The organism is Marinilabilia rubra (assembly GCF_003121985.1).
Lineage (GTDB): Bacteria > Bacteroidota > Bacteroidia > Bacteroidales > Marinilabiliaceae > Marinilabilia > Marinilabilia rubra.
In genome coordinates this window covers 1-22,130 of the sequence record NZ_QEWP01000025.1, presented here as the reverse complement: position 1 = coordinate 22,130, position 22,130 = coordinate 1, and the positions used below count along the sequence as shown (strand labels likewise).

Genomic DNA, 22,130 nt, shown 5'->3' with positions numbered 1-22,130 from the left:
ACATCAAATATGAAAAAACTAATTTCAATATTTGCTCTGTTTACTTTATCCATCACTGTAACTTTTTCACAGAATACTGGAACTGTTACCCAGACCGGTGATGAGCATGAAGCTATGATTGAGCAAACAGGCCAAAATAATGAGGCGGATATTATTCAGGAACACAACCGGAACAGTGCTGAAGTTGTTCAGGTTAACGATAATAACAAAGTTATTATTGATCAAATTTATGGTTCCGATAATGTGGCGCAAATAAAGCAAATGGGCAATCAGGAACACACATACTTCCGTCAGAATGGAAATGAGAATGTTTTTCGTTTAAGACAGGAAGAAGGTAATAACCAGGTTGGACTGGACGGCGATAATCCATTTATGCAAAATGGCAATGGCAATACATTTGCCGGATTTTACAGCGAGAATGATTATGCCAGGCAGTACAATGGTTCGATATTAGATCCTACCAGTATACAGGATGGAGATAATAATACCATTGGATTGTATCAGGATAATGCCAGGGCTTTGATTCAACAAATGGGAGATTTTAACAAAGCTCTAGTATGGCAGGAAGCTGGTGGTGATGTAGCCGAAGTTGTTCAGAATGGATCAAACAATTCAGCAACTGTTATTCAGCAATAATGAATTGTAATTTCTAAGCCTGCAGGGGGTAAACTGTTAAACTCTGCAGGCCTGTTTTAAGATCTCAAACTTATTCTATTAAAATTTCAAAATGATGAAAAATCTTGTTTTTTCTGTTTTGTTAATATGTCTTTTCTTCTTTTCAAGTACGATAAATGGTCAGGATGATGGCAGCCAGGCTGATGAAGAATGGATAGAAATGGGCATTATTGATTCTGGAGGCAATGTGTCAAAAACTGGTAGTAGTACGTGGAAGAATCCTCTGGAGAATTCTGATTTAAACGGCAGTCAGTCAGGGGCTGAAACCAAGGTTTATATTGAACAGATGGGGCACAACAACAATATTGACTGGGAGCAAAAAGGCCAGAATAATTGGATACATTTGAGGCAAAATGGGAATGGCAATGTTATTTCTGGTTATCTTATTGGTGATGAGAATGTAATAGATATTCGGCAACGCGGTAAAGGAAATTTTGTGGGCCAGGAATTGATGTATGATGGCCAGGAGATACAAATTACACAGAGTGGGATGAATCATGTTTTTATTCAGAAAAGTGATGCGGTAAGTATTCCAAATTATAAAATCCACCAACAAGGAAATCATGGAATGACAGTAATTGTTGAACACGATCAGCAATATTAATTTATTATAGGAATGTTGCCTGATTGTTTAAATGGTTTTCGTTGAAAATTGATTTGAATAACTCTAAAGGCTATTGTATTTTTTTTAATATAAATTTCAATATTCACTTGGTAGTCTCAAATGTTGATGCTTAAATTCTTGTTTTCTATATTACTGTTATTGCAGCAAGGAGCTTCAGTTTTTTCTGTCAGGGATGATTTTTCTTCTGATGTGCCGCTTTATGAAGCTCAAATTACATTTAAAAATATGGGTTGTAAATCTGAATTTGTTGGATCCTTTTTAAATCATACAGAGATAGAAATTAAATGTTCTTACGAGTTAAGTGTATTAAGAAAAGGGAAATCCGGATCCAGCCGATCTATCCAAAGAGGAATGGCCAATGCAAAGCCAGAAGTAGCTACTCTTTTAAGCAAATCTTCAGTCAATGTTGGTCAAAATGATTATTGCTTTGTTTCATTAAAGGTTTGGTGTCAAGATATGTTAATTGCAAAAGATAGTATAAATATAGATTGTTCCTCACAACTTGACCTTTCCTTAAAAACTACTATTCCTTAATTATTCTTGTCGTTCACACAAATAATTCTGCAGTTTACAATTATTTGATTTCCTTTCTTCATGGAAAAAGGGACATTTAATATAGTAAATAGGTTTTAAGAAAAATCTATTAGAAAGCTAACATAAGTAAAGCTTAGGTTTGTTTATGAAAAATGCTCGTTTAATTGTTTTCTTTTTTGCAGTTTTTTTTTCCTTGCTGCATATTAAGGCCCAAAACATAAATGTTGTTGATACCGCATCCAATATCCAGGTTGAAGATTTGAGTTTTTTATTTGATGAAACAATTACCAAAATAGGGGCAGACTTCTCCAGGGAATTTCATAGTGAATGGGATGCACCAGTAAATATAGCAGGGGTATCTGTTTATGTGGGAGAAAAACCTATTCCTGGAATGGGGACCCAAATTTGGATAAAAGTTGGAGAACGAATTGTTTATCGTTCTGTTTTGAGACCCAATCCAGAGAAAATGAAGAAAGAGGTAGAAAAAGCATTGGCTATGACACGAAATTATTTTATCAACTATGAAACTATACAAAAGCAATTGGGATCCCAGGATTATAGTGGGAACGGTATTTATTAAGGAATACTTTAGAAGCTGTTTAAATTTTGTTTAATAATATCTCTTGACTAATGAAAAAATCTATTTTCTCATCCGTGTTTTTTTTATTTTTTCTTTCTTTAGCTATAGATGGGCAGGATTTCGTATACCAACCTGTTAATCCCGCTTTTGGAGGAAGTTATCTAAATTATTCATGGCTGCTCCAGAGTGCAAATGCTCAAAACACTCATGAGGAACAGTCTACTTCTTCAAGATGGAATCAGGATCCCCTTGCAGATTTCGAAAGTAGTCTTAACCGTCAGATTTTAAGTCAGCTATCACGTAACCTCATGGGGGATTATTTTGGGGAAGGATTGTCAGAAGGTCAATATACCATTGGGGATTATGAGATTGAAGTGGCACCCGGTAATGAGGGTTTGGAGGTAGTAATCTTTGATACTTCCACAGGAGATAAAACAACAGTTACTGTTCCATATTATTAATCCGGGTTTTTATTTTGCTTCACATCTAACTTTCTTATATGTCTTTTGAGGCTTTTTATCGAAATCGGTTTAGATTCGGACTGATTATTTTTCCTTTTCTTTTTTTTATGAGTGGGTGTATAAGCACTTTTAAACATCCAATTCAACCACAACCGGCAAGGTTAGGGGAATTTTCTGATGTATATAAAAAAGGATTGTCACGACTTCCTACTCCAAAAGAAAAAATTTATGCCGCCGTTTATAGTTTTCGTGACCAAACCGGGCAGTATAAACTCTCCGAGTCTGTGTCTAATTGGTCAACAGCTGTTACTCAGGGAGCGACATCTGTCTTATTGCAATCATTAGAAGAGTCAGGCTGGTTTAACACTATTGAAAGAGAAGGGTTATCAAATTTGTTAAATGAAAGGAGAATCATTCGGCAGACCCAGCAACAATATAAAGGCAATGGAACCAATTTGTCTCCGTTGCTATATGCGGGGATAATCATAGAAGGTGGAATTATTGCTTACGAATCAAACATTCGCACGGGAGGAGTTGGCGCCAGATATTTTGGAACCGGTGCTTCCGGAGAATACCGTGAAGATCAGGTTACTATTTACTTAAGAGCTGTTTCAACGAGTAGTGGCAGTATTCTAAAAACAGTACATTCCTCAAAGACTCTGCTTTCCCAAAAACTTGATATGGGAGTGTTTCGGTATGTCTCCTTAAAACGTCTTCTGGAGGCCGAAACGGGATATACGTATAATGAACCCTCCTTTGTGGCAGTTCAGGCAGCTATTGATAAAGCTGTATTAGCCCTCATCATTGAAGGGATACAAGACAACTTATGGGCTTTAAGCGATTCGGAAGATGTTAATAGCGAAATTTTTAGTGAGTACTTTAAAGAAAAAGAGGAAGCATCAAAAACGGATTATCTTGGGAATATTACTCTTGAAAGCCAAAAGAATTTTAGTTTAGGATTAGGCTTTTCTCCATCTCTTTATGATGGAGATCTGGGCGAAGGTAAATTACAGTCAGGAGGGACTCTCGAATTAGGATTTTTCAGGAAAAAGCCGTTTCAATTAATTCTTAATACAAATGTCGGAAAGGCTGCCAGTAGAAATGAATTTGACAGTTACGTCGCAAGTACTAGTCTTCTATTTCATTATGACGTATTCAGGAATTTATCATCTACACCCTATTTCCGCTTTGGTTATGGTATGCTATATCAAGATGCTGAAAATTTGTTTGATACAAAACCTGAGATGAATGAAAATATATTTCAATACCTCCAATTGGGAATGGGTTACCAGTGGAAAGTGAAGAATAAGCCTTTTTATATTAAGATGGGAGTCGATAGTCAAATATTTCTAAATGACGATTTCGATGATTTCTCTTATGGCAATTATAGTGATAGATTATGGTATTTCTCCTTAGGATTTGAATACCGATTTAATTTATCTAAAAAGCAATAAATATGCGACTTACTAATTGTAATCTTTTATTGTTCTTGGCATTCACAGGCTTGATTCTCCTCACAGGATGCGAAGATAAAATTGAGTCCTCTCTCTCTGGAACCTTATCCGGACGCGTTTTAGGCCAGGAAGACATGCTGCCATTAACGGAAATACGTATATCCACTAATCCTTATAGTGAGGTTGTTGAAACAGATAGTGTCGGTCATTTTATAATTGAAGGTATAAAAACAGGAGAATATAATGTAATTGCAACAAAATCCGGGTATAAATCTGAAAGTGTTGCTGTGACTATCTTTTTTAATGAAACCACCGAGATTGAAATGGTGCTTTCTGAGAGTGTGGAATCCTATTCTGATTTGGAATTCATCGAATCGTTTCTACCTACCGAAAAAGAGACAGTCAGTGGTTTGGAAGTTTTATTTGCCTGGGGTGTTGAAGGAGCTGACTCAATTTCGTTTGATTTGTTTTTATACGAAAATGGAGCTGACTCCTCTCCAATGATTTTTGAGAATATTCAAGATACCGCCTACTTAGTTAATGGGCTGAAATATAATACAGGTTATCTTTGGCAAATTATTGCGCACCACAATTCAAGTGAAATTTATTCTCCGGTACGCAGATTTAATACCTCCGCTTTTCCCGAAAACCAAATTTTGCATGCCAGACAAAACGATGACGTATTACAATTGTTTGTTACCGATTCGCTTGCAGAAACAAACTCCCAAATAACCTTTGGCAAACACCACACCTGGAATGCCAAAATAAATCACCAACGAACGGCCATTGCATTTCAATCCACCCGGGATGTTGAGTCAAGCTTATATATAATGGATTTGGACGGAGGCAATGTTAGGAGATTGACTGATTTTCATGTAGGTGGCTATTTCCACAAAAAAATTGAGTACGATTGGGCACCGGACGGAACCCACATCATATTTTCAAGTTATGACAATCTATATTCTATCAATCCGGACGGTACCGGGTTAAGAGTTTTGGCTAAAGCTCCTGAAGATTATCATTTCCGTGAGGTAGTATATAGTCCGGATGGTGAGAATATTTATGTCATTGTATTAAGCAGTGATGTTTTAGACCGGAAGATTTATCAGATGGACGGAAATGGTGATAATTTGTCACTTCTCTATGAAGATCCGGGTTATGCCCTGGCAAATTTGGACGTAAGTCCTGATCTAAAATCATTATTGTTTTCCAAAGATTTGAGTGGCCATGTCTCAACCACCGGCAGGATGTTAAACGCACATGTGTTTGAGTTGAATATATCTTCCGGTGCAGCGGTGGATTTATCTGATCATAAACCTGCCGGGACAAATGATCTTAGTGCCTCTTATTCTCCGGATGGAGGCAGTATAGTGTTCACAAATTCACGAAACACACTCTCGGCTACGCCCTCGGTTTGTGTAATGGATCTAAATGGTGATAGTCGTAAATGCATTATTGAGGGAGGATATACTCCCCAGTGGTTTGAGTGACTTCGGTGAGAAATTTAAACTTAATCAATAGATTGTTAGATATTAGATGTAAGATAATTCGTATCATGCTGAAATTCTGCACATTAATACAAAAGAGGGTGCTCGCATAATCAATTGATTATGAATTTATTGTGAAAGTTTAACGGAGTATTGTTAATAGCAGACGCCCGTAATTGTATTTGCCATTGTAATCCAGCTTTGTTATTTTATATGTGACAATCGGATATTGCAAAACTTAAATGAGAAATATTATGGACAATCAAAACAGATTAAGTTTTACCGTAAATCGAAAAATTCTTGTTTTATTACTTGTGCTGTTGCCCGGTCTGGGATTATCATCCCTTAACGGACAGGTGAAGGTTGCACCAACTGGCAATGTAACCGGTATTATGGTTGACGACCAATTGGTCGAATTTACGACACGGCTTTGTGTCGTCGAGGCAGGTTGGGGGAAAACTATTGCCAGTGGCAAGGATGTTGAGCATTCGACCTACTCGATGGAGGAAGGAAAGCATATCATAGAAACCACAGTAGATGGGGTGCAATTTGTCGAAGAAGTGGAAGATAAAGGTGATGGATTTGCTTCAATAAAAGTCAGGAGCGAGGCTGAAACAGATAAAGCACTCGAGGGTGCATTTCTTCAGTTTGAAATGACAGGCGGCAATCTTGATGCCGGATATATATGGATGGATCCTGAATTTGGCAAAACCAAACTACGAATTAGTGAAATTGTCCCAAAACGCCTTGGGGGACCTGCGTCTTTTCTAATACGAAGCTTCCAGATTGATTCAGGTGCAGAAAAATTAAATGTTGATTTTGGTGAAGACCTAAGGGTTTTTGTTATGCACCTTGATGAAAATGAAGAGCACATATTAAGAGTTTTTGTAAAATTGATGGGGTCTGATCTGAACAATGGAGATGTGAGTTTAAACAGATTTGAAGTTGAGGCCGATTTAAATGAGGTTGCAATGAACTAAGAAATAAAAAATCCCTGTAAGAAGGCTCTTGCAGGGATTTTTTATTAGTAACCACAGGCAGAAGAAAAACAATTGATGGATAATGGTATCGATAAATTATTTTTTGATAACTTCATGCTCTTTGCCCCGTGTCAATTTACTTGTAGACCTGATAAAATGAGGAGAAATCAAGTGTGTCAGAAAGAAACACCATCTTCCCTTTCCACCCTTCCACCTTCTCACCTACAACAGACATTAGATTGTTAGTTAAAAGACATTAGCATCCAACTCCATTTACCGGCTATTCTTACCATCGTTGATGAACATCCTGTTTGATGTATTTTTCATAGATTTCATTCATCTTTTCTGTTTTCTTTTGCGAAAGTGGTGGAAGATCATAAACTGATAAATTAGATTTTACATGATCAACCGATGAAGCTCCGGGGATGATGCAACTTACTTCACTGAATTGCAATATCCACTGAAGGGCCAGGGGAGCAAGATTTTGTTGTTCCGGGAACAGCGCTTTTAATTCATCAACAGCCTTTAATCCCTTTTCGAAATTAAGGCCTGCAAAGGTCTCCCCACGGTCAAAAGCTTCTCCTTCGCGATTAAAGTTACGGTGATCTCCCTCTTCAAATTTGGTTGAAGAATCGAACTTTCCGGTCAGCAACCCGCTGGCAAGCGGAACCCTTACAATAATTCCCACATCTTTTTTGGCTGCCTCTTTAAAGAACAGCTCTTTGGGACGTTGCCTGAAAACGTTAAAGATAATCTGAACCGAGGATACATTTGGGTATTCGATGGCCTTGAGACCTTCTTCTACTTTCTCGATACTTACTCCTAAATTTCTTATTTTTCCCTGATCTTTGAGTTTTTCGAATCTCTCAAAAATCTCCGGACGGTAGTAAACATCAGTAGGAGGGCAATGCAGCTGGATAAGGTCAAGTGTTTCCAGTCCGGTTCTTTTCAAACTGTCTTCCACAAATTTTTGCAAAACATCGGGCTGGTAACCTTCACTGACATGAGGATTTATTTGCCTTCCGCATTTTGAAGCTACAAATATCTCTTCGCTGCGGGATTTAACCACTCTTCCTACAGCTTTTTCACTGAGTCCGGCTTCATATACATCGGCAGTATCAATAAAGTTTACCCCATTGTCAATAGCGGTATTAATGATGTTTTCTGCCTTTTGGTCATCAAACCCGGAACCCCATTTTCCACCTACTTGCCAGGTTCCCAATGAGATTTCTGAAATTTTAAGATTGGTTTTTCCCAATTGTCTGTACTTCATATCCAATACTTCGTTAATATTTTGCAATCAATTGTTTGCAGGTATTCATTGATTTAGACTAATGTGCCGTTTTTCAGTGTTGTATGATTTGTCTTACATGTAACCAGACTGTCGTCAGGCAGGAATCTAAAATTCTAACGATATATTAATATCATAAAATTATTGTATCTCAAATTTACAAACAAACATTGGCAGAACAAAAGAGGTTTTTTACATTATTGATAAAGTTATATTTTTGCAGCTTTCTTGATTTTTAGAAATATGACTGTCTTTTCTTTTTTGATTATAGGCATTGGCCTTTCAGTAGATAGTATGGCTGCAAGTGTTACCACCGGGGCATGTGCGGGGCGTATTAAAGTGATGGAAATTCTCAAAGTTGCCGCTTTTATGTCTGTTTTTCAAGGTTCAATGCCATTATTGGGATGGCTTATTGGGAGTAGTTTTAAAAATGTAGTTCAGGCATACGATCATTGGATTGCTCTCTTTATGCTGGTGCTGATAGGTGGAAAAATGATTGTAGATGGTCTGAAGGAAAAAGACCCTGATGCTTCCGCTTGTTTGTGCCCTTCAAATCATTTGATGCTTGCCGGAATGGCCCTGGCAACAAGTATCGATGCCCTGGTTGTGGGAATTGGTTTTGGCATTCTTTCCATTAATATTTGGTTGGCAGTTATGATGATTGGAGGAATAACCTTTATTTTTTCGGTAGCCGGAGTCATTTTAGGAAAAACAATTGGATCTAAACTGAATATGGGGATGGAAATAATTGGAGGAATTGTACTAATAGGCCTGGGCCTAAAAATATTTCTCTCTCATACTTATCTGATGTAGATTTGAATTCATTTTACGCATTTTCGTTTGTAAAACCCCAATATGTCTGGTGCTTTATTGGCTGAAGTATTAGATGCCCCCAATACCAAATTTACAAGAATCTGGTATTTAACATTTAGTTTGTTGCTTGATAATTACAAATAACTTAGTTATTTTTATTATTCATGTACTCATTAAAAAAAAGTTACTATGAAAAAACAAGCAATTAACTTGGGACGAATTGGTATTTTGTTACCGCTGGCTTTCTTTATTCCTTTTCTCAATGCCTTTGCAGGCATCGCCTCTTTAATATTAATTTTAATGTCCCAAAATTACTTCTCCAAGTTGTATGGTAAACCTGAGATTTTTAAAAAGTCTTTAATGGGGGCTATTATTCCCATTGTAGCTAATTTTGTCGGTGGCATTATCATTGCTATTGCAGTAGGCTCTGCCATTTTTTCCATATCTTCAGGTAGCGGAGAAACGCCTGATGTTACTCAAATTGTAAGCCTTATATTTGAAAGTGGGGTAGCTATTCTTGGTTTTATTATTATTTTGGCTGGTAGTATAGTAGGTTATTACTTTTTCTTTCAGGCTCTTAAAATTCTTGCTGAAGAGAGTGGGGTAAAACAGTTCCGTATAGCCGGATTACTTTATTTTATTGGGGCTATCGGAATTATTGTTTTCTTTCTTGGATCATTGGTGATGATTGCCGGCTGGATTGTTCATATTGTTGCCTATTTTTCAATACACGCAGACGAAAATCCTATAGAAGAGGCTGTTTAAATTATATAGTGCCTGCAAGAAAACCCTCTTTTTTTGAAGGCTTTGATAAGAAAACTTCGAGAACAAGGCTTGCGAGTCTTAATTGTCAGGAGTTTACTTCTGTTAATAACTGGCAAGTAAGATGAGCGTAAGGCAGTTATCGGAGTTTTCTTGCAAAGACTATATAAAATCATAATTTAACCCGGTTTTTCAAAAATTGACCGGGTTTTTTTAGTCACTTTAAATATGCTTTATGGCAACAAGGGAATTGATTTCACTTTATATAGGTATCTTTTATTCTTGATAATTTGTTAATTCCATAAAATATTCTTCTCCCTCCGGGTATTCGACATGTGACATAAGGGGGAGAGGGATTTCGGGTTTAACACAGGAGTTCCATATTACGGTTTCATCCTCTGCATTTGTAAAAGTGGTTTGCATTACATAACCTTCATAACCTCCATATGTGTCGGTTCCTGTAATTTCAAACAGGAATGAATTATTTTCATATGAATAACTCCAGGAGCTTCCTACTTCGAGGTTTTGATTTGTAAAAGCTCCCATCCATACCGGTTGATAGATGACAATGCCTATGGGGGACTGACTTACCGCTGAGATGAAATTTTGGTTTATATCATCGAAGTTGTTGTTTGTATAGTTAAATGGAGTTCCATCCATTGTTCCGGTGATTTCTACATCTGGTTCTCCTATTTCTATCATTACATCTCCTGATGAGGTAACAACTTCGTTGTCTCTGATCTCAAAATTGTATTCATAAGATGTGTTGGCTTTAAGCTGATATGGTTCCCAGGTTTCAAATTCATCGGTTTCAGTATCATCCGAATTCTCGTCTTCACAAGAGGCAAGTGTCGAAATCATAGCTGTCGATGCTATTAATAATAGCAATGTCTTAAAAATGTTTTTGTTCTTCATAACTTCTCCTTTTTAATTTCCCTTGTGCCTTGTTAGCATATTATTCCACAAAAGTAAGGGTTTAAGACTTTTTTATCCAGTATTGAACAGGTAGATTTTAATTGATTGCTTTTACAGGGATTCAGGCCGTCACTTTTAAGTGTTTAAGGGAAAAATATTCCTTCAAGGAATAAGATTGTTTTTAAAATTCTTTAACGTTCTTTTGAGCCCCTTTTATTTTTGCGGCATTACATTTGCTGCATTGCAAATCATTGATTTAGAATTAAGATAGCCTAAAACCTTTTTTTTATTTTGCCGTAAATAGCAGGGGTTTGAAGAAAATTATATAAGAATGAGATATCACCTGGCTTTTTTGTTTGTTTTAGTGTTGTTGGTAGGAGCGATTGACTGGTTTTTGTGGCAGTTTTGGTCAAAAAATACATTGCCGCCAAAAATAAAAAAAGTCCTTGGGGTTATCGGTTTTTTGATTTTACCGGTTGGCTTTCTTTCCGGCTTTTTTGTTTTTGGTTTTTTAATTCCCGACGCCAACAGTCACGAGGTGTATAATGCTTTTAGTGTCTTTCTGACATTATTTCTTTTCATTTATCTTCCCAAAGTTTTCTTTCTCTTTGTTTATGGGGTAGGACAGTTGCCACTTCTGTTGCAGCGAAAGACAATAAAGAAACGAAAAAGACATTATCCGGGAATTTCGAGAGCTAAATTCTTAAGTCAGATTGGGATCATTATGGCTACGGCTCCCTTTGTTGCCCTTTTGTTTGGGGTATTCAAAGGGCGTTTTGCTTTTTATACACGTCATCTGAAATTAAGTTTTCCAAATTTCCCCACAGCATTTGATGGTCTTAAGATTGTTCAAATTTCTGATCTTCATTTAGGCAGCTTTGGAACCAACCGGGCTCCGCTTAAAGAGGCTGTTAGCCTTATCAATGAAGAGAATCCTGATATTGTACTTTTTACCGGAGATTTGGTGAACAACTTTGCAGGTGAAACAAGAGACTGGGAGGCGATTTTTGGAAAGATAAAAGCCTCAATGGGTAAATACTCTATTCTTGGAAACCATGATTATGGTGATTACAGTACATGGTCTTCAAAAGAGCGTAAAGCAGCCAATTTCAAGAGCATAGTATCTGCTAATCGGCGTCTTGGTTTTCAGTTACTTAGAAATGAATCGGTAACAATAGAAAAAGACGGAGCTAAGATTGCTTTAAGTGGTGTTGAAAATTGGGGACATCCACCCTTCCCGCAATATGGTGATATAGATAAAGCATGGCAGCAAACTAACGGTGAAACGTTTAAGATTTTGATGTCGCACGATCCTGATCATTGGGATGCGCAAGTGGTTGGAAAAAAGCCTTACGACCTGACATTAGCCGGGCATACGCACGGTATGCAGTTTGGGGTCGAAGTTGGTAATTTTAACTGGAGTCCTGCAAAATATAAATTTAAGCGTTGGGCCGGCCTTTATCAGGTTGGAAAACAGTTTTTGTATGTCAACAGGGGATTGGGTTACCTTGGCATGCCAGCCAGAGTGGGAATGCCTCCCGAAATTACGGTTTTCACCCTTTCAGCTGCAAAAACTAATTAGTGTCGGTCTAAAAACTAAGCAAACAGTGTCAAAATTTATTTGCGTGTTCAGAAAGTTGCATTTACAAGGCTTGCGAAGCCCGAAAACACGCAGTTTACCTTTGTAAATGAGTAATTTTTGGGCAAGCGTAACGCGGTAATGGGACTTTATGGAAACGCACTAATTAATTAGTGCCAGTAAGAAAACGCATGTTTTTCATCTGTGCTTGCAAGAAAACGACAATTGCTGCGTTATGCTTGTCTTCAAAACAGTCATTTACGAAAAGTTGGGCTTATGATCCGGTAAGGTGAAATAAAAGATAGAGCCTTCTAAAATTTTAGATTTCACCCATATTTTACCTCCAAGCATTTCCACGTAGGCTTTTGCAATGGACAGTCCCAATCCGGATCCTTCAAAAGCTCGTGTGTCAGAAATGTCCACTTGCTCAAACCGGTTGAAGATAGTTTCTTGTTTGTTTTCAGGGATTCCAATACCGGTATCTTTGACATAGAACAGAAAGTGAGTATTCTCCTTCAAACATCCTATTTCAATTTCGCCCTGATCTGTATATTTAATTGCATTTTTTACAAGATTGGTAAGTACTGAGTCCAGTTTATGAGGATCAGAATAAGTGATAGCATCATTTATTGTAATATGGGAGGAGAGTTTGAGTTCAATGCCTTTGTCGTTTGCCTGGGGCTTAAAAAAGCTATAAATAAAGTGCATCTGTTCATTGGTATCCAGTTTTGAGTATACGGGCCTTATTTGCCCGGTTTCAATCCTGCTTATATCGACCAGATCGTTTACGGTATCCAGCAGGCGTTGCCCCGACTGCTGAATAATTTTTAGATATTGGTTTCTCTCTTCATTGTCAATATCTTCTTGCATCAATAGACTTGTAAAGCCGATAATTCCATTCATGGGGGTTCTGATTTCATGGCTCATATTTGCCAGGAAGGCGGATTTCAACCGATCACTTTCAATGGCTTTTTCTTTTGCCAAAATAAGGTTGAATTCATAGTGCTTGGTTTCGGTGATGTTCCTTCCATACATTGAAGCCCCGACAACTTCATCATGCAATACAATTGGGTTCATCGAAACCTCAATGTAAACAGGCTGCTTTTTTGAAGTTATTTTATCTTCGAAGGTAACTCTGTGACCATTTAAAACTTTATAATAGCGATCGCGCCATTTTTCCCTGATGGTTTCTGGAAGGGCCTCCACAATGTCATCTCCTTTCGATAATAGAATACCGAAAGTATTGAAAAATGATTGCCTGAATACATCGTTAAGGTATTGGATTTTGAATTCCTGATTGATAGACCAAATGCTGTCAAGAGAGTTTTCTATAATAGCTTTAAGGTTTGCTTCACGCTCCTGTAATTCGAGGGTGGCATTTTTCTTTTCAGTAATGTCTTCTTTTACTGCAACAAAATGTGTGATTTCGCCCGAACTGTTTATTATCGGGGAAATGAAAGCATTTTCCCAATAAAAATCTCCATTCTTTTTTTTATTCAGAAATTGTCCGGTCCAGTTTTTTCCGGAGAGAATTGTTCCCCATAAATCACGGTAAAATTCTTCAGATTGATTTCCGGATTTTAAGATTCCGGGTGTCTGGTCTATAACCTCGTTTAGGGAATAGCCTGTTTTTTCGGAAAAAGCCGGATTAACATACTCTATTTTTCCTTTGTTATCAGTAATTATAATCAAAACAGGACTCTGCTCTACAGAACGGCTTAGGAGCATCAATTTTTGCTCAGTGGCTTTTTTAGTTGTATTATCCTGAATAAAGGAATGGATGTATTTTTTCCCCTCTATAGGTATTATGCTTGATATGGAGGCAATTTCACAAATAGACCCGTCTGCTCTGCGATGACGGAATTCCAGGTTCATGTTTTCTGAAGACCTGACCTGCTTCATCAACCTTTTAATGATATGCTCAGGAAGCGTATTTATTTCAGAAATATTTTTTGTTTTGAGGGTTGCAACGCTCCACCCATAAAATTTCTCGGCTGCTTCATTTGCATCAACAATTCTTCCGGTCTCAGAATCTATTATGAGTTGAACAGCCTTATGTTTTTTAAAAATACTTCTGAATTTCCTTTCACTTTTCTGAAGTTCTTTTCGGGCATTCACTTGTTCCGTAATGTCCTGAATGGTTCCGATAATGGCTTGTTCCTCTTGATTGTACTCTGCAACAGAGTGTATTGTTCGGATTTCTTTATCACATTTTCTTGTAATCTTGAAAGTCACGTTGTAATCCTCGTTTCTTTCAATAAGATTTTTTAGTGCTTTGTCAAGATTGAGGCGATATTCAGGAAGTGGGAATTTTTGTATTTCTTGTAAATCCAAGGTCTTATCTTTATCAATACCGTAAATATTATAAGACTGCCAGGAGGCATTGACCTCCCCGGTTTTAAGATCTACTTTCCAGCTTCCAATATTGGCTATTGCCTGCGCCTGTTGATATATTTTGTTGTTTTCGGCCAGTTTGCCGGATTCTGTTCCCCTTGCCTTTTTGAGTCTGGCAACTTTTTCTTTTAGCTCTTCAATCTCAGCCAATAGCTTTTCATTCTTATGTTTGTAAGATTTTGGCATAAAAAAGGGGATTAAGTTGAAAAGTATTCTGTTAACTTTTCATTAAATTAAATTCGAATTAGAAATATAATGTAAAATCATGACAAATAAAAGGTTTCATACCAATTGTTGGTGCTGTGCATCCAGGCACGGGTGCTTCAATTCGGAATTGTAATAAAAAGATAACCTATTGCTTTTTGTTTTTCAATAAGGTTACTTGAGATTAATAAAGGCTTTCCGATCTGGACTTCATTCCGTAATTCCCGATTTAAGGAGTCTGATGGAATTTATGATGATTTTTTGGAACCTCCCCTCTTGATATTTTATTGATTCTACATTCATGAACCTTTCATTTTCTTTTATTGATTAGGAAACTGTTGAAACTTGTTGAAAAGATAGCCTCATGAAAGAAAGTATTGTCGGCATCTCTGAACCCGCCGCGATAACCAATACTGAAAGGCAAAACAAATCTGAAAGGATGAAAATCTGCCATCAGTTCGATTCCGGTTGAAGTAAACCAGTTAGAGAAATTTTCTGTGTTGTTTTCTTCAATATAGTCCAATTCATAATTGGCAATGGCAGCATCGAAAAAAGCATTTAAACGAAATCGTTTTATATAAGCCACCCCTCCGAATGATAAATCGGGATTCCAAAGTGGCATTTGGTAGGAGCTTCGAAACAGGTACATGTCATCGTTTTTAATAAAGCTGTATCCTCTGGGGAGTGAGATCAGATCCCCAAATCTCTGGAATACTTTATATGGAAGTTCTGAATCTACCTGGTCCCCGTTGGTTTTATTTTGCCAGGCATTTTCCAGAACAAGTGCCTGATGTTTGCCTATCCCCGGAAGATAGATGCGGCTGCTGGCAGCATAAGCATCACCGGAGTTGTAATTTCCCCATGGGGTATGACGGTAAATGAGACTGATTGTTTGGCCCCATCTGGTATTCACATCTCTTGATGTTCCACGGAGTTTGTTGTGAAAATACAGACTGTATTCCATCCCCCAGTAGTCCAGGTCAGGAATTTCAATGAACTCTGACTCTCCTGTCTTGACCAGAGAGCCATCAGGGTATTGATCCCAGTTGGTTTGTTCATAAATACGATTGGAATTTTTCTGCCATGAAAGCTTTATTCGGGGTTGAATAATGCGATTCCACTTTCCTATACTTATATCCAAAGGCACACGAATACCTGATTCCAGTTTAAGTTGTTTTTCTTTCCCCAGTTGCCTTATTGAGAAAATTTGATTGTTATCTGTATAATAGCCATCAAAAGTTTCGGAGAAGTCTCCCCACTTTACGTCAAAATCAATTACCGGAAACCAGCCTCGGTAAGTAAATCCCGCATCAAATTTTTCCCGGCTTTCAGACTTGTTTGCATTGTATCCCATTCTGGTAATAGCTGTGCCTAAAAGGTTTTGACTCATTAGTGTAACCCCCGGGGCAATCAATGTTTCATCAATATCGATGTAGGCTGGTGCCCAGCTGTGAAGGTTGAAAAGATTCCATTTACTGTATGGCTCAATTGAAAATAACTTTTGTTTGTGACTATTTGGTATTGATGGTTCCTGCTCAGTTAGTTTTTCAACAAGAGGATTGGTTAAGTTTGCCGGTTCTACATCCTCTTTGAAGGTTTGATCCATCTCAGTTGAAACCAGTTTATAGCCTTTTGCTGTATAATTTAAGTAGAATATCTTTTCGTTTTCGGGATCTAAAAGGGGGGTGGTTGCACCAAACCTGGATTTTGTAATCTGTGATGTCTGACCGGTTTCCAGGTCTTTTTTGAATATCTCTTCAGAATGAAGGGTGGATGCTGTAAACAATAGCTTATTATCTGTTACAGTGGGGTATTTGGGCTCGTCAAAAGCCGGTTTTCGCAATTGCTTCCACTCTTCCTGCTCAGTGTCAAGCTCAACAATTTCTTTCCCTGCATCACTCAATAGAACCATCACTATCCTTCCCTGGGAATCTGTCCAGCGGGGATGAATGGGGTATTTATTGCCTGGGATGGGGATTTGCTTAATGATTTTACCCGATTGAATCTCAATCAATGTAATGAAAAAGGAATAAGCTTCATTTGATTCAACCACCACAAGGGTGTCGCTGGCCGGGGCCAGTGAAGGGGCAAAAAACCGGGAATCGTTCTTAAGAGTGAATGTTTTTCCATCTTTGCGATTATATACCCGAATGATAGAATAGTCAGCATTTGGCCAGCGAATATGGGGCTTCGTTTCTGCCCAGGCCACCCATCGTTCATTGGCTGCAACGGGCCCATTTTCTCTATATCCGGTAAAATCAATCGTTCCGTTTATTTCTCCGGATTTTATTTGCACAATTCTGGTTCTTAAGCCCGGCCCGTTTATCTCTGCAAAAATATCCCCCTGGTCAGTGATTACGGGGTATTCAATGTTTGAGTACGAATTCTCTTGTTTTGCGATGGGGATATTGTGTGTTAAATGTATGGACTCTTCGTGTTTTTTCCATTCCACTGCAAGACTGTCATATATAGCCTTATACAATTTACTGGGACTGTTGTATCCGGTTTTTTGCAGCTTTTGCCTGAAAGGAATCAAAGACCAACTGTTTCTTCCCACATTTCTTATTACTTCTTCCCATATTTCAGTCCCATATCTTTTTCGAATTTCGGCAGTCAGGTGATAACCCATTTGATAATAATTGGGGATATATTCTTTGTAGGAACCAAGATAGGCTTTATCGTATTTATCCGGACCGTATTTGCTTATTCTTGCTCTTAACGATTGGGAAAAAACAGGGGTTCTGCCTCTGCCACTTTTGCTTAAAGTGGTTTCTGTAACAACAGCATCTCCCTCTATAAACCACATAGGAAGATAAGCTCCTAATGCTGCTCCGGTTGCCTGTTCTCCTGTCAGCCAGGAAACATACCTTGTAAATCCCTGTCTTAGCTTATCTATTTGTACAATGTGCCTGTATTCATGCAAGGCCAATTGTTTCAACCAGTCGGTACTGTATATATCCTGATCCGGATTGGGGTACAGCTCAATTCTTCTGGGGGCCCAGGATACAAAACCATTGGTGTAAGTCGAATGCGAATGAATAAGAATATCAATTTTTCGGGGAGTATGATCGAGTGTCGCTTCAATTTTGGGAGCAATACTGTCCAGAAAGAAGGCTAAATCCGTAGCAGCACGTGAGAATTCTTCCGGGAAAACCATTCGGAAGCGTTCATTGTTTATAGATTTCCATTTTATGGAAGCCGGATCGGCACCTGATGAGTAATACTGAGAAAGCACAGTAAATAGGGGTAATATTAAAAACAGAGCAGTTATGTAAATTTTTTTCAGCATATAAGTTGACTAAGCATTCGTGAAAGGCGGATATTTGTAAACAACAAACAAAAATAATCGTTTTATCGGGATATGAGTTTTTTTCCATTAATGACCGATGAGCAGTAAAATGGTTTGATCGAATTTCAGGGAAGGAAAAAAGTTATTAATATGGATGAAAGTAAACAAACTGGGCGTCCGGTAATATATCAATTAATTCCACGGATTTTTGCCAACAAAGGGACAAAAAATATAAAAGGAGGGACCATTGAAGAAAATGGTTGTGGAAAATTAAATGATATTAATCCGGTTATTCTTAATGATATTTCTGATTTTGGGGCTACACATGTTTGGTATACAGGGGTGATAGAGCATGCTCAGCTTTCCGATTATTCCAATTACAGAATAGATCGTGACTCCGCTGATATTGTAAAGGGTGAAGCCGGATCTCCTTATGCCATAAAGGATTATTATGATGTGGATCCGGATTTGGCCGAGTCCATACCTAAACGAATGAAAGAGTTTGAAGCACTTGTGCAACGGACACATGAAGCTAATCTGAAAGTAGTAATTGATCTGGTACCCAATCATCTTTCACGTCATTATGTTTCAGACAGCAAACCTGAGGGGGTAAAGGATTTTGGAGCAGCTGATGATCCATCACTTGATTTTTCACCAAAGAATAATTTTTATTATATACCTGACGAAAGTTTTGTTTCTCCGGTTCAGACAGAGGATGGTTATCCCTGGGAGGAATTTCCGGCAAGGGTTACCGGTAATGATTGTTTCAAAGCCACCCCCTCCATTACAGATTGGTATGAGACCGTCAAGCTGAATTATGGAATTGATTTTGAAACCGGGGAAAAGTATTTTGACCCTATTCCTGATACCTGGCTTAAAATGAAAGATGTTGTTTTGTTTTGGGCATCAAAGAGTGTGGATGCCTTCAGGTGCGATATGGCAGAAATGGTGCCTCTTGAATTCTGGAAATGGATGATCGCTGAGGTTCGTAATCATTACCCATCGATACAATTCATCGCTGAGATATATAATCCGGATAAGTATCACGACTATATTTTTAAAGGGGGCTTTGATTTTCTTTACGATAAAGAGTTGTTCTACAATACCATGCGGGGGGTAATTATGCAAAAACGCCCGGCCATTGAAATAACTTCCTGCTGGCAGGGCGTGGAAGGGTTCCAGCATCATATGTTATATTTTTTGGAGAATCATGATGAGCAGCGTATTGCAAGTGACTTTTTTGCCCGAGATCCATTGAATGCCATTCCCGGATTGGCAGTTATGGCTGCCATGCAGCAAAATCCATTGTTGATATATTTTGGTCAGGAACTGGGTGAAACTGGAATGGATGAAGAGGGATTTAGTGGTGTTGATGGTCGTACTACTATTTATGATTATTGGGGTTTACCTCTTGTTCAGAATTGGATCAGTGATGTTGAGAAATCGACCGGTCAACTCCCGGAATATTCGCTGATTTTAAGAGGTTTATATTCAAGAATTTTAAATCTCTCCAAAAAAGAGCCGGCTATTTCTAAGGGGGAATTCTACGATCTCATGTGGAGTAACCTTCGGAATCCGGCTTTCAACTGCTCCTCTTTATATGCCTTTTTCAGATATATAGATAACCAACTATTGCTGGTAGTGGCTAATTTCTCGGATAAAGACCTCGATTACCGCTTGCAGGTTCCATCCCATTTTTTTGAAATGGCAGGGCTTAATGATCGTTTGTATTTTGAGGGGCAGGACTTGTTGAAGATGAATAAAATGATACAATTCCCCGCTGAAATAGCTTTGAACACCGGATTTGGCGGATTTTTGAGAAAAAGAAGTGTCTCCATATATGAGCTTAAATATCAGCAAATGAAACGAATGTGATAGATTGGCTTTTTTAATGCCTTTTATTTGATGTTTTTTCTAAATTTGTGGGTTAAAATGATCAGCGCATAATTATGATTGACTACTCGCAAGTTACCATAGAAAACATTGTTGTGCATCACATCGGAAGTCGCACTGAAGGAGAACCTGTTAAATATTCCAAAAGTCCGTTGCGGCTTTTCGACGATGAAGTGGTGGGAGATGTTTTACTCTCTTATTTCTTTAAGCCTTTTAAAACAGAGGCCTATTTTAATTTTACCGATGAAAATGAACAGCCTGAAAATAACCCGGTTTTTCAACTTGTTTCGTCGGTTTTCGATAGCCCCGATAAGCTCTACGATTTATCCATTCAGGCGGCTGAACATTTGTACGAACAATCCAATCATCCGAAAATACGAAGTGGTGAGTTTTATATGGCTTATTTCAGTAATTGTGTGGTTGATGGAGAAGTAACTGATGGAATTGGCATTTTCAAAAGTGAGAATAAGGAGACCTTTTTGAAAGTATATCTGAAAGATCAAACTTTTGAACTGGGCACTCAGGAGGGAATTAATATTCGAAAACTGGACAAAGGTTGTATTGTTTTCAATACAGAGAAAGAGGCAGGTTACAAGGTTTGTATGGTTGATAATGTGAATAAAGGGAATGAAGCTCATTTCTGGAAAGATGATTTCCTCGGATTAATGCCCCGTGAGGATAATTACTACTTTACCCGTAATTATCTGAATTTGTGTAAGGACTTTGTAACAGATGTATTTAATGATGAACACGAAGTCCCGAAGCCTGATCAGATTGACATGCTGAACCGTTCCATCGATTTTTTCGATAAGAACAATAACTTTAAAAAGGACGATTTTGAACAGCAAGTGATCCGCCAGCCAGAGGTTATTGAAGCTTTTAATGATTATCAACAGGTGTTTGAGGATGAAAAGGCGATGCCCTTAAATGATAATTTTGATATCTCCAAAAGTGCAGTTAAAACCGAGAAAAAACATTTCAAATCAATTCTAAAACTGGATAAAAACTTTCATGTATACGTACATGGAAAGCGCGACCATATAGAAAAAGGATTTGACAGAGATCGGGGAATGAACTATTACAAGCTTTTCTTTGATGTGGAGCATTAAATATCTGAATTAGTTTTCTGAAAAATATGAATTCCGCAACACATTTATTAGTTTTGTGGTTTGTTGAACAAAAATCTGTCAACAATTTTCAAAGTCAAAACGAATTTTAATCACTAAAGCTCAATTTGATTATGGGAAAAGGCGATAGTAAAACCAAAAAAGGAAAACTTTTTTTGAAGTCCTACGGCAAAAGCCGTCCAAGGCACATTGAAAAATCGAAAAAGAAGGCGGAAGCCCAAAAAGCTTAATTCTCAAAATGGTGTTCTGGTTGCAGGACACCTTTTTTATGCCTTCACTCTTAGTCTGATTTATTCATGAATTATTGTGATGAGATGGTCAAACAGCAAGAAATATGGACAACCGCAGATGAAATTGATGAGGGAAAATAGTGAATTATTTTCAAATCAATTTTAAAGATGACGTTCATATTTTGCAGGTGGTTGGCCATCGCACTAAATTATTTATGAATTATTCAGGTTACACTACTTAGTTAAACTTGGCTGTAGTTTAAAATGGCGATTTTATTAAATTCCACCAATGCCTGCCTGGCAGTAAGCAGGGCAGACAGGGGGGCAAATTTAAATAACCCCGGGCACACCTGCCAGGGGTGAATATATGGATATGATTAGTTTTTGAATGAGGCCAACATCTCATAACCCACTACAATATCCGGAATAGTTGGCCTCTTATCAGGAACGTACAAGAAACATCGAACACTTGAAAAGCCCCCCTCATACAGAAGAACCTCCCTGTCGCTGAAAGCGGCGAATCCGAATACCCCCGGGGCGAAAGTCCCGGGGATTGGATGCACTATCTCCCCCTAAGATCCCTGATAAGGGGTCAACATCCTCCAGCTCTTTTGCAGGTCGAGCTCTTTGCATCTTGATCCCTGTCAGTTAACTTAATCAATCAGGAAAAAGGTATCATCGATCTTAATTCAACTCTCTTCGATCAACCTACGGAATTCATCCAGGAAGCTCTCGCTTTCCGAATTAGTTGGCCCCTTTCAGGCATAGCCGTCAGGCTAAGCAGATTGATGCAGTGGAATATTCACAAAATCAAAGGTTTGGTTTATCATTTCTAAT

Annotated in this window: 19 protein-coding genes; 14 read left to right on the top strand and 5 right to left on the bottom strand. The window is 38.0% G+C overall.

Annotation, left to right across the window (positions count from 1 at the left end; genetic code table 11):
* The first annotated feature begins 9 nt into the window (after positions 1-9).
* The 8 genes from DDZ16_RS18890 (at position 10) to DDZ16_RS18855 (ending at position 6,796) form a co-directional block, all read left to right on the top strand.
* Positions 10-636: a hypothetical protein gene (locus DDZ16_RS18890; protein WP_109266047.1), complete on the top strand. Its 627-nt coding sequence runs from the start codon at positions 10-12 to the stop codon at positions 634-636.
* 91 nt (positions 637-727) lie between these two features.
* Positions 728-1,279 (top strand): hypothetical protein, encoded by a 552-nt coding sequence (locus DDZ16_RS20930; RefSeq protein ID WP_198416767.1) that lies wholly within the window; start codon positions 728-730, stop codon positions 1,277-1,279.
* Between the two features lie 126 nt (positions 1,280-1,405).
* Entirely contained in the window at positions 1,406-1,834 is a 429-nt protein-coding gene (csgH, locus tag DDZ16_RS18880) for a curli-like amyloid fiber formation chaperone CsgH (protein ID WP_146192265.1), read from the top strand.
* Positions 1,835-1,979: 145 nt separating this feature from the next.
* Positions 1,980-2,414 carry a CsgE family curli-type amyloid fiber assembly protein gene (locus tag DDZ16_RS18875; protein ID WP_109266045.1) on the top strand — a complete coding sequence of 145 codons (435 nt, stop codon included), beginning with the start codon at positions 1,980-1,982 and terminating at the stop codon, positions 2,412-2,414.
* Between the two features lie 50 nt (positions 2,415-2,464).
* On the top strand, positions 2,465-2,875 hold the full coding sequence (locus DDZ16_RS18870; protein WP_109266044.1) for a curli production assembly/transport component CsgF: 411 nt from the start codon (positions 2,465-2,467) through the stop codon (positions 2,873-2,875).
* Positions 2,876-2,982: 107 nt separating this feature from the next.
* Positions 2,983-4,329 (top strand): CsgG/HfaB family protein, encoded by a 1,347-nt coding sequence (locus DDZ16_RS18865; RefSeq protein WP_109266061.1) that lies wholly within the window; start codon positions 2,983-2,985, stop codon positions 4,327-4,329.
* A 2-nt stretch (positions 4,330-4,331) separates the two neighbouring features.
* A complete protein-coding gene (locus DDZ16_RS18860; protein ID WP_109266043.1) occupies positions 4,332-5,819 on the top strand; it encodes a carboxypeptidase regulatory-like domain-containing protein in 1,488 nt (495 codons plus the stop codon).
* A gap of 251 nt (positions 5,820-6,070) precedes the next feature.
* The gene (locus DDZ16_RS18855; protein ID WP_109266042.1) at positions 6,071-6,796 is read left to right on the top strand and encodes a hypothetical protein; all 726 of its coding nucleotides are present in this window, start codon (positions 6,071-6,073) and stop codon (positions 6,794-6,796) included.
* A gap of 286 nt (positions 6,797-7,082) precedes the next feature.
* On the opposite strand, the gene DDZ16_RS18850 is transcribed toward DDZ16_RS18855, so the two are convergent.
* Positions 7,083-8,069 carry an aldo/keto reductase gene (locus DDZ16_RS18850; RefSeq protein WP_109266041.1) on the bottom strand — a complete coding sequence of 329 codons (987 nt, stop codon included), beginning with the start codon at positions 8,067-8,069 and terminating at the stop codon, positions 7,083-7,085.
* 261 nt (positions 8,070-8,330) lie between these two features.
* Between DDZ16_RS18850 and DDZ16_RS18845 the strand changes: the two genes are divergently transcribed.
* The gene (locus DDZ16_RS18845; RefSeq protein WP_109266040.1) at positions 8,331-8,900 is read left to right on the top strand and encodes a manganese efflux pump MntP; all 570 of its coding nucleotides are present in this window, start codon (positions 8,331-8,333) and stop codon (positions 8,898-8,900) included.
* A gap of 189 nt (positions 8,901-9,089) precedes the next feature.
* A complete protein-coding gene (locus tag DDZ16_RS18840) occupies positions 9,090-9,665 on the top strand; it encodes a DUF996 domain-containing protein (RefSeq protein ID WP_109266039.1) in 576 nt (191 codons plus the stop codon).
* A gap of 273 nt (positions 9,666-9,938) precedes the next feature.
* Here the strand turns inward: DDZ16_RS18840 and DDZ16_RS18835 are convergent, their stop codons facing one another.
* On the bottom strand, positions 9,939-10,577 hold the full coding sequence (locus DDZ16_RS18835) for a hypothetical protein (protein ID WP_109266038.1): 639 nt from the start codon (positions 10,575-10,577) through the stop codon (positions 9,939-9,941).
* A gap of 331 nt (positions 10,578-10,908) precedes the next feature.
* On the opposite strand from DDZ16_RS18835, the gene DDZ16_RS18830 reads away from it, so the two are divergent.
* Positions 10,909-12,159 carry a metallophosphoesterase gene (locus DDZ16_RS18830; RefSeq protein WP_109266037.1) on the top strand — a complete coding sequence of 417 codons (1,251 nt, stop codon included), beginning with the start codon at positions 10,909-10,911 and terminating at the stop codon, positions 12,157-12,159.
* A 255-nt stretch (positions 12,160-12,414) separates the two neighbouring features.
* Here the strand turns inward: DDZ16_RS18830 and DDZ16_RS18825 are convergent, their stop codons facing one another.
* Together DDZ16_RS18825 and DDZ16_RS18820 are read right to left on the bottom strand one after the other, a co-directional pair.
* Positions 12,415-14,736: a PAS domain-containing sensor histidine kinase gene (locus DDZ16_RS18825; RefSeq protein WP_109266036.1), complete on the bottom strand. Its 2,322-nt coding sequence runs from the start codon at positions 14,734-14,736 to the stop codon at positions 12,415-12,417.
* 328 nt (positions 14,737-15,064) lie between these two features.
* Positions 15,065-18,043 carry a TolB-like translocation protein gene (locus DDZ16_RS18820; RefSeq protein ID WP_109266035.1) on the bottom strand — a complete coding sequence of 993 codons (2,979 nt, stop codon included), beginning with the start codon at positions 18,041-18,043 and terminating at the stop codon, positions 15,065-15,067.
* Between the two features lie 150 nt (positions 18,044-18,193).
* On the opposite strand from DDZ16_RS18820, the gene DDZ16_RS18815 reads away from it, so the two are divergent.
* The 3 genes from DDZ16_RS18815 (at position 18,194) to DDZ16_RS21160 (ending at position 21,293) form a co-directional block, all read left to right on the top strand.
* On the top strand, positions 18,194-19,918 hold the full coding sequence (locus DDZ16_RS18815; RefSeq protein WP_109266034.1) for an alpha-amylase family protein: 1,725 nt from the start codon (positions 18,194-18,196) through the stop codon (positions 19,916-19,918).
* A gap of 74 nt (positions 19,919-19,992) precedes the next feature.
* Positions 19,993-21,045, top strand: a complete 1,053-nt coding sequence (locus DDZ16_RS18810) for a nucleoid-associated protein (RefSeq protein WP_109266033.1) — start codon at positions 19,993-19,995, stop codon at positions 21,043-21,045.
* A 131-nt stretch (positions 21,046-21,176) separates the two neighbouring features.
* Positions 21,177-21,293 carry a 30S ribosomal protein THX gene (locus DDZ16_RS21160; protein ID WP_109266032.1) on the top strand — a complete coding sequence of 39 codons (117 nt, stop codon included), beginning with the start codon at positions 21,177-21,179 and terminating at the stop codon, positions 21,291-21,293.
* A 483-nt stretch (positions 21,294-21,776) separates the two neighbouring features.
* Here DDZ16_RS21160 and DDZ16_RS20795 read toward each other — a convergent pair whose 3' ends face one another.
* The gene (locus tag DDZ16_RS20795) at positions 21,777-21,926 is read right to left on the bottom strand and encodes a hypothetical protein (protein ID WP_158275712.1); all 150 of its coding nucleotides are present in this window, start codon (positions 21,924-21,926) and stop codon (positions 21,777-21,779) included.
* Positions 21,927-22,130: the final 204 nt, after the last annotated feature.

Excerpts from the sequence above, each read along its gene's own strand:
- DDZ16_RS18890 (WP_109266047.1), top strand. The coding sequence starts at position 10 with ATGAAAAAACTAATTTCAATATTTGCTCTGTTTACTTTATCCATCACT.
- DDZ16_RS18820 (WP_109266035.1), bottom strand. The coding sequence starts at position 18,043 with ATGCTGAAAAAAATTTACATAACTGCTCTGTTTTTAATATTACCCCTA.
- DDZ16_RS18825 (WP_109266036.1), bottom strand. The coding sequence starts at position 14,736 with ATGCCAAAATCTTACAAACATAAGAATGAAAAGCTATTGGCTGAGATT.
- DDZ16_RS18830 (WP_109266037.1), top strand. The coding sequence starts at position 10,909 with ATGAGATATCACCTGGCTTTTTTGTTTGTTTTAGTGTTGTTGGTAGGA.
- DDZ16_RS18870 (WP_109266044.1), top strand. The coding sequence starts at position 2,465 with ATGAAAAAATCTATTTTCTCATCCGTGTTTTTTTTATTTTTTCTTTCT.
- DDZ16_RS18815 (WP_109266034.1), top strand. The coding sequence starts at position 18,194 with ATGGATGAAAGTAAACAAACTGGGCGTCCGGTAATATATCAATTAATT.
- DDZ16_RS18875 (WP_109266045.1), top strand. The coding sequence starts at position 1,980 with ATGAAAAATGCTCGTTTAATTGTTTTCTTTTTTGCAGTTTTTTTTTCC.
- DDZ16_RS18810 (WP_109266033.1), top strand. The coding sequence starts at position 19,993 with ATGATTGACTACTCGCAAGTTACCATAGAAAACATTGTTGTGCATCAC.
- DDZ16_RS18850 (WP_109266041.1), bottom strand. The coding sequence starts at position 8,069 with ATGAAGTACAGACAATTGGGAAAAACCAATCTTAAAATTTCAGAAATC.
- DDZ16_RS18835 (WP_109266038.1), bottom strand. The coding sequence starts at position 10,577 with ATGAAGAACAAAAACATTTTTAAGACATTGCTATTATTAATAGCATCG.
- DDZ16_RS20795 (WP_158275712.1), bottom strand. The coding sequence starts at position 21,926 with ATGCAAAGAGCTCGACCTGCAAAAGAGCTGGAGGATGTTGACCCCTTA.
- DDZ16_RS21160 (WP_109266032.1), top strand. The coding sequence starts at position 21,177 with ATGGGAAAAGGCGATAGTAAAACCAAAAAAGGAAAACTTTTTTTGAAG.
- csgH (WP_146192265.1), top strand. The coding sequence starts at position 1,406 with ATGCTTAAATTCTTGTTTTCTATATTACTGTTATTGCAGCAAGGAGCT.
- DDZ16_RS18855 (WP_109266042.1), top strand. The coding sequence starts at position 6,071 with ATGGACAATCAAAACAGATTAAGTTTTACCGTAAATCGAAAAATTCTT.
- DDZ16_RS18845 (WP_109266040.1), top strand. The coding sequence starts at position 8,331 with ATGACTGTCTTTTCTTTTTTGATTATAGGCATTGGCCTTTCAGTAGAT.
- DDZ16_RS18860 (WP_109266043.1), top strand. The coding sequence starts at position 4,332 with ATGCGACTTACTAATTGTAATCTTTTATTGTTCTTGGCATTCACAGGC.
- DDZ16_RS20930 (WP_198416767.1), top strand. The coding sequence starts at position 728 with ATGATGAAAAATCTTGTTTTTTCTGTTTTGTTAATATGTCTTTTCTTC.
- DDZ16_RS18840 (WP_109266039.1), top strand. The coding sequence starts at position 9,090 with ATGAAAAAACAAGCAATTAACTTGGGACGAATTGGTATTTTGTTACCG.
- DDZ16_RS18865 (WP_109266061.1), top strand. The coding sequence starts at position 2,983 with ATGAGTGGGTGTATAAGCACTTTTAAACATCCAATTCAACCACAACCG.